Origin of the sequence: Parvibaculum sp. (assembly GCF_049651025.1) — a bacterium.
Lineage (GTDB): Bacteria > Pseudomonadota > Alphaproteobacteria > Parvibaculales > Parvibaculaceae > Parvibaculum.
This window is the reverse complement of sequence record NZ_JBASBH010000094.1, coordinates 1-6,354: the sequence shown is the minus strand read 5'-3', so window position 1 is coordinate 6,354 and position 6,354 is coordinate 1. Positions and strand designations below refer to the sequence as shown.

The 6,354-nt window shown below is 59.2% G+C and carries 6 protein-coding genes; 1 reads left to right on the top strand and 5 read right to left on the bottom strand.

The features are described from left to right. Positions 1-75 precede the first annotated feature (75 nt). Genes WA943_RS12300 through clpS form a run of 4 tightly spaced genes read right to left on the bottom strand, consistent with a single transcriptional unit; the run spans position 76 to position 3,640 of the window. Positions 76-444 carry a VOC family protein gene (locus tag WA943_RS12300; RefSeq protein WP_424470175.1) on the bottom strand — a complete coding sequence of 123 codons (369 nt, stop codon included), beginning with the start codon at positions 442-444 and terminating at the stop codon, positions 76-78. Between the two features lie 40 nt (positions 445-484). Next, complete coding sequence (locus WA943_RS12295; protein ID WP_424470174.1) at positions 485-871, bottom strand: hypothetical protein; 387 nt, start codon at positions 869-871, stop codon at positions 485-487. Positions 872-886: 15 nt separating this feature from the next. Further along, positions 887-3,250 (bottom strand): ATP-dependent Clp protease ATP-binding subunit ClpA, encoded by a 2,364-nt coding sequence (gene clpA, locus WA943_RS12290; protein ID WP_424470173.1) that lies wholly within the window; start codon positions 3,248-3,250, stop codon positions 887-889. Between the two features lie 57 nt (positions 3,251-3,307). Further along, positions 3,308-3,640, bottom strand: a complete 333-nt coding sequence (gene clpS / locus WA943_RS12285) for an ATP-dependent Clp protease adapter ClpS (protein WP_424470172.1) — start codon at positions 3,638-3,640, stop codon at positions 3,308-3,310. A gap of 536 nt (positions 3,641-4,176) precedes the next feature. On the opposite strand from clpS, the gene WA943_RS12280 reads away from it, so the two are divergent. Then, the gene (locus WA943_RS12280) at positions 4,177-6,012 is read left to right on the top strand and encodes a D-alanyl-D-alanine carboxypeptidase (protein WP_424470171.1); all 1,836 of its coding nucleotides are present in this window, start codon (positions 4,177-4,179) and stop codon (positions 6,010-6,012) included. Between the two features lie 3 nt (positions 6,013-6,015). Here the strand turns inward: WA943_RS12280 and WA943_RS12275 are convergent. Next, positions 6,016-6,354 (bottom strand): division plane positioning ATPase MipZ (locus WA943_RS12275; RefSeq protein ID WP_424470170.1); only part of this gene is annotated, 339 nt, incomplete at its 5' end.

Sequence of the window (6,354 nt, the reverse complement as noted above, 5' to 3'; positions counted from 1 at the left end):
CGCCTGATCCGCACCATTTGAAATAAAAAAGGGCGCGGTCCGAAGGCCGCGCCCTTTTCATCAGCACAAAAATCATTAGCCCATGTGGAAGGCGCAGAGCTTGTTGCCGTCGAGGTCACGGAAATAGGCGCCGTAAAAATTGCCGCCGCGAAGTCCGGGGGCGCCTTCGTCCTTGCCGCCGAGCGACAATGCTTTCGCATGCAGCTTGTCGACATTTTCGCGCGAACCAACGGCGAGCGACACCATGTTGCCGTTGCCGACCGTTGCCGCATTGCCGTCAAACGGCTTGATCACGGCGAGCATGCCGCCTTGTCCATTGGACCAACCGATGAAGCGGTCGCCATCTTCCATGGCGCGCTTTGCGCCGAGCTCGCCGAGCAGCGCGTCATAAAATGTCGCCGCACGCTTTCTGTCATTGCTGCCGAGGGTCACATAACCGATCATTTTTCTTCTCCCATATTGGTTTCTTGTTTTAGCCAGCGAATTACGGCGCGAAACTCGATCGCAGCTTTACGCCCCAATGGCCGTTTTCATTCGTCACGACATAGATTGAATCATAACGCCCAATCACACTTCCGTCTGCCCGGTAACGCGTGAAACACGTGTCAAAATGCACTTTGTCCACACCGGCATGGATCACGTCGCGCCTGTCCCAGCCGGAGTGATGCCAGCCATCGCCAAGCGACGCCGTAAACATGGTCGGCTTATGCCAACCGGGCTTGTCGATTATGGCCATCTGGTGGGACGCAAGCCGCAGGCTCGGAAAATTGAATGTCTTCTCCCAGGCGGCCAGATCGCGCGCATTGAAAGCGGCCATGAAGTCGTCGAGACACTTCATGGCCGCTTCGATGCTTTTTTCATGCGCCGTCATTCGATCAGCCCGGCCTTATTCGACCAATAACGGCACCTTGGGGGTGGTCCCGCTATCGCCATCAGTGCTCCCGCGCTTCTTTGGCGGTACGGGGCTGCGAGGCGGAGCCGCTTCAATATCGAAGACAAGCTGATCCGCTTCACCGACCTTGACGCGAACATGGCCGCCCTTGGTCAACCGACCGAAGAGCACCTCGTCGGCAAGCGGCTTCTTGATCGATTCCTGAATGACGCGAGCCAGCGGCCGCGCACCCATCTGCTCGTCATAGCCACGCGTCGCGAGCCAGTTATTCGCCTCGGGCGTAAGCTCGATCGTGACATTGCGGTCGGCAAGCTGTGCATCCAACTGCAACACGAACTTCTCGACGACAAGCGCGATGACGTCGGCAGGAAGCGACGAGAAAGGAATGATCGCGTCGAGACGATTGCGAAACTCCGGCGTGAAGAGCTTTTTGATTGCATCCTCATCTTCGCCTTCGCGCTTCGCCCGCCCGAAGCCGATCGCATTCTTCTGCGATTCCGATGCGCCCGCATTCGTCGTCATGATGAGAACGACATTGCGGAAATCGATCTTCTTGCCGTTATGGTCGGTGAGCTTCCCGTGATCCATGACCTGCAACAAAATGTTGAAAAGGTCCGGATGCGCCTTCTCGATCTCATCGAGCAGCAGCACGCAATGCGGATGCTGATCGACGCCATCGGTGAGAAGGCCGCCCTGATCGAAGCCGACATAGCCGGGCGGTGCGCCGATGAGGCGCGAAACCGTGTGCCGCTCCATATATTCAGACATGTCGAAACGAAGAATCTCAACGCCGAGGATCGACGCAAGCTGACGCGCGACTTCGGTTTTGCCGACGCCGGTCGGGCCTGAGAACAGGTAGGAGCCGATCGGCTTCTCCGGTTCGCGCAAGCCCGCACGCGCAAGCTTGATCGACGCGGCCAAAGCTTCAATGGCGTTGTCCTGACCGAAGACGACACGCTTCAGCTCGACATCGAGATCCTTGAGCTTCTCCGTGTCGGTCTTCGAAACAGACTTAGGCGGAATGCGCGCCATGGTCGCAACGACGCTCTCGATTTCGAGAACGCCGATGGTCTTCTTGCGCCGCGATTCCGGCAACAGCATCTGCGATGCGCCTGCCTCGTCGATGACGTCGATGGCCTTGTCCGGCAATTTGCGATCATGCATGTACTTCGACGACAGCTCGACCGCCGACTTGATCGCATCATTGGTGTAGCGAACCTTGTGGAACTCTTCGTAGTAAGGCTTGAGCCCTTTCAGGATCTTGATCGAGTCCGGAACTGTCGGCTCGGCAACGTCGATCTTCTGGAAACGGCGCACCAGCGCACGATCCTTCTCAAAGTGCTGGCGATATTCCTTATACGTCGTAGAACCGATGCAACGCAGCGTGCCGCTGGCAAGCGCGGGCTTCAGCAGGTTCGAGGCATCCATGGCCCCGCCCGAAGTCGCGCCAGCACCGATCACCGTGTGGATCTCGTCGATGAACATGATCGCACCGGGATAGGCCTCAAGCTCCTTGATGACCGCCTTGATGCGTTCTTCAAAGTCGCCGCGATAGCGCGTACCGGCAAGCAAGGTGCCCATGTCGAGCGAGAAGATCGTCGCATCGAGCAACACTTCTGGCACTTCGCCCTTGACGATGCGGCGCGCAAGTCCCTCCGCAATGGCGGTCTTGCCGACACCAGGATCGCCCACAAAGAGCGGATTGTTTTTGGAACGACGGCAGAGAATCTGGATCGTGCGCTCGACTTCCTTCTCGCGCCCGATCAGCGGGTCGATCTTGCCCGCCTTTGCCTTCTCGTTGAGGTTCACGCAATAGGCATCGAGCGCCTCGGTCGAGCGCTCCTTGCCGCGCGGCTTTTCACGCGACGTCTGCTCGTCGTCGCTTGCGCCACGCACAGGCCGCGTTTCGTTCAGCTCGCCGCGCTTGGCTATGCCATGACTGATATAGTTCACGGCGTCATAACGCGTCATATCCTGCTCCTGCAGGAAATAGGCGGCATGGCTTTCGCGTTCCGCAAACATCGCGACGAGCACGTTTGCGCCCGTCACTTCTTCGCGGCCCGACGACTGGACATGAATGACCGCGCGCTGAATGACGCGCTGGAAACCCGCTGTAGGCTTTGAATCCTCGCCGTCATCAACGACCAGGCTCGAAAGCTCATTGTCGATGTAATTGGTCAGTTGCTGCTTCAAAACGCCAGTATCGACGTTGCAGGCTTTCATCACCGCAGCCGCATCCTGATCGTCCAGCAGCGCGAGCAGCAGATGCTCAAGCGTTGCATATTCGTGGTTTCGATCATTGGCCAACGCCAATGCCCGATGTAAACCATCCTCCAGACTGCGTGAAAATGTCGGCACTTAAGACCTTTCCTTCCGCTGCGCGCCAGCTAGTGACTCGAACGTGCGACGACTACGTTACTCTCTCTCCATCGTGCATTGCAGCGGATGTTGATGCTGCCTTGCAAAATCCATCACCTGCGAAACCTTGGTCTCCGCCACCTCATAGGTGTAGAGGCCGCAAAGGCCGACGCCGTGCTGGTGAACGTGAAGCATGATCCGGGTTGCATCCTCCCTGCCCTTATTGAAGAACTGCTCAAGCACAAGCACGACGAATTCCATCGGCGTATAATCGTCGTTCAGCAACAAGACCTTGTAGAGCGAGGGCTTTTTGGTCTTCGGCTTGGTCTTCGTGACGACGCCGGTGTTGATGCCGTCGTCGTCCCCCCGCCGCCTGTCGTCATCAGACATGCTCTGATCCTGCGAAATCACTCAACCGGCCCATCTCCAATCCCGGCAAGCCGGCTTTCTTGAATCCGGATGCGCCGCCGCACCCATACCTGTCGGGAACAAACTCCCAAGGCCCTATTACATAGGTTAATCCCGCGAAATTCAAAGCCCCGACTGCGGTCATAAACTCCCGAGCCGTGCGGGTTTTCAGCAATAACGCCAAAGCGACGAGCTTCGCGCCGCGCTTGCGAGCATCCAGCGCCCCGGACAGGTGAGACCCGACTCAGCCATCTTACCGTATGCAAAACTTTGTGCCGTCCAAGAATGCCCCGGATTTGGAGGCCCTCCCCGACCCGGCGATTAATTAGGAAAGTTGTAACAGCGTTAATATAAGCTGGCACAATCGGCGCAACTCTCGGGAATCCTGAAGCTTTTTCATAGTTTTATGCTCATGGGGGATTCACAAACCGAACCTATGGGTCTACAGTTTCCGCGGGGAGTTACGTTGCGTAACTGTTTCCGGGCGGCAGGCCCGGCTTGATGAAGGGGACTGGGGTATGTTTGCGTCTGCGTTTGACTTTTCCGCACGCAAGCTGAAATCGAGCAGAAACGGGAAGCCGGGCGCGCTCATTGCCTGCCTCGTCGCTCTCGCATTCTGCATGACGGTGACGTCGGCCGACGCCAAGCCCCGCAAGAAAAGCGAAGGTTTCACACCCAAATCCGCATCGCTGGTCATGGACGCCTATTCGGGTCGCGTATTGTACTCAAACAATGCCGACACCCAGTGCTTCCCCGCATCGCTGACCAAAGTGATGACGCTCTATCTTCTGTTCGAGAAGCTTGAGCAGGGCAAGGTCACGCTGAACACGCGTTTGCCGGTTTCGGCACATGCCGCCGCGCAGGCGCCCTCGCGCCTCGGCGTGAAGGCCGGAGAGACGATCCGCGTCGAGGACGCGATCCTTGCTCTGGTGACCAAATCCGCCAATGACGTTGCCGTAACGGTCGCTGAATATCTTGGCGGGACTGAAAAGAATTTTGCCGTGCTGATGACATCCAAGGCGAACGCCCTTGGCATGAGCCGCACGCGCTACATGAATGCCTCTGGCCTGCCCAACAAGGCGCAGCTCACGACAGCGCGCGATCAGGCAACGCTTGCCAAGCGCATGCAACTCGATTTCCCGCAATATTATCGCTACTTCTCGACCGCGACTTTCGCCTGGGATGGCCGCGTGATCAAAAATCACAACCACCTTCTCGGCAAATATGAGGGCGTGAACGGTCTGAAGACGGGCTACACCGCCGCTTCCGGTTTCAATCTGACGACTTCGGTCTGGCGCGATAACAAATCGCTGATCGGCGTCGTCCTCGGTGGCAAGACGGCGCGCTCGCGCGACTTGCAAATGGTCGAAATCCTCGACCGGGCAATGCCTAAAGCCATGGCGATGCGCGACACAGGCACCCGCATGGCGGCAGCCACGCCGCGCCCCGCGGCCAAGCTCGCCAGCATTTCAAATGAAGATCGCAAAAGCCTCGCCTCGATGGCTGCGATCGACGAGCCTGATCCCGATGAAGAATCCTACACAGGCACCGAACAGGTCGCGAGCCTGACGGCAACGCCCACCGCGCCTGTGGCAAAGGTCAGCGCACCTGCCGCGCCTGCCAAAGTGGCAGCGGCAAAGCCTGTCGCCGTCGCATCGCTCGCCGTTCCCGCCGCAATTGCAGTCGCGGCACCCGTTCGCGTTGCTTCCGCCGAACCCGTTGCGGCAGTCAAGACAGCGCCCGGCATCCTCGGTGTAATCCCGCCGGCACGTCCGACAGCTGCGGCCGTTGCAGCGAATGCAAACACAGCCTCCACGCGCCGCCCGTCCGCACCGCTCGACAATGCGACGGCCTATGCGCTGGCTGCATACAACAAGGCTGAAGGCCCCGTGCGCCGCGTTGGCCGCGAGATGGGCAATCTGATCGTCACGCCCGCTCAGGCAAACGAAGGCCCGCAAGCGACGCAAGCCGTTGGCCTGCGCACCGCCGTCAACGACTCTCAGCGCATGGTTCCCCAGCACGGCTGGCAAGCCGGTGATCCGCTTATTCCCGAAGGGTCATGGGTCATTCAGATTGGCGCTTATGCGGATCAGGCCGATGCCGTGGATCGCATTCGCAACGCGATCAAGGCCGCGCCGACCGAGCTTGGCAAAGCCGTCCCGGTGACGATCCCGATCAAGACGGCGGACAATCGCACGCTGTACCGTTCGCGCTTTGGTGGCTTCGATGGCGAGAAGCAGGCCCGCAGTGCCTGCGGTCGGCTCGCTCGCGAAAGCATTTCCTGCATCGCGATCCCGCCTGCCAACTGGGCGATGCCTCAGGCGCCCGGCGCGAAGGAAAAAGCGCGCGGCTGACGGCTAGCTGACGCCAACCGCCTGTTCGACCGCTACCGGCTCGACCGCTACTTCAGCAAGACGACGCGCGGCCAGAATCTCGGCGAGCGGCAAATTCAATTCATCCAGCAAACCACGCACCTCGGCGCGCGCGGCGACATGCGACATCGACATCTGCGTGTCGACGCCCTCGGCGCGCAAATCGAGCAGCGTCAATCCGGATGGAAACATCTCGCGGAAAATAACGCGCTCGCCAAATCCCGGCGCAACGCGGAAGCCGATGCGGGTCGCCAGCGCCTCCAGCACATTCTCGATGCGCCGCTTGTTTTTTGCCGCAAGCGTTGAAAGACGATTGCGCATCAC

Bases quoted from the DNA above. Each gene is read 5' to 3' on its own strand.
- WA943_RS12295 (WP_424470174.1), bottom strand. From the start codon at position 871: ATGACGGCGCATGAAAAAAGCATCGAAGCGGCCATGAAGTGTCTCGAC.
- WA943_RS12280 (WP_424470171.1), top strand. From the start codon at position 4,177: ATGTTTGCGTCTGCGTTTGACTTTTCCGCACGCAAGCTGAAATCGAGC.
- WA943_RS12300 (WP_424470175.1), bottom strand. From the start codon at position 444: ATGATCGGTTATGTGACCCTCGGCAGCAATGACAGAAAGCGTGCGGCG.
- clpS (WP_424470172.1), bottom strand. From the start codon at position 3,640: ATGTCTGATGACGACAGGCGGCGGGGGGACGACGACGGCATCAACACC.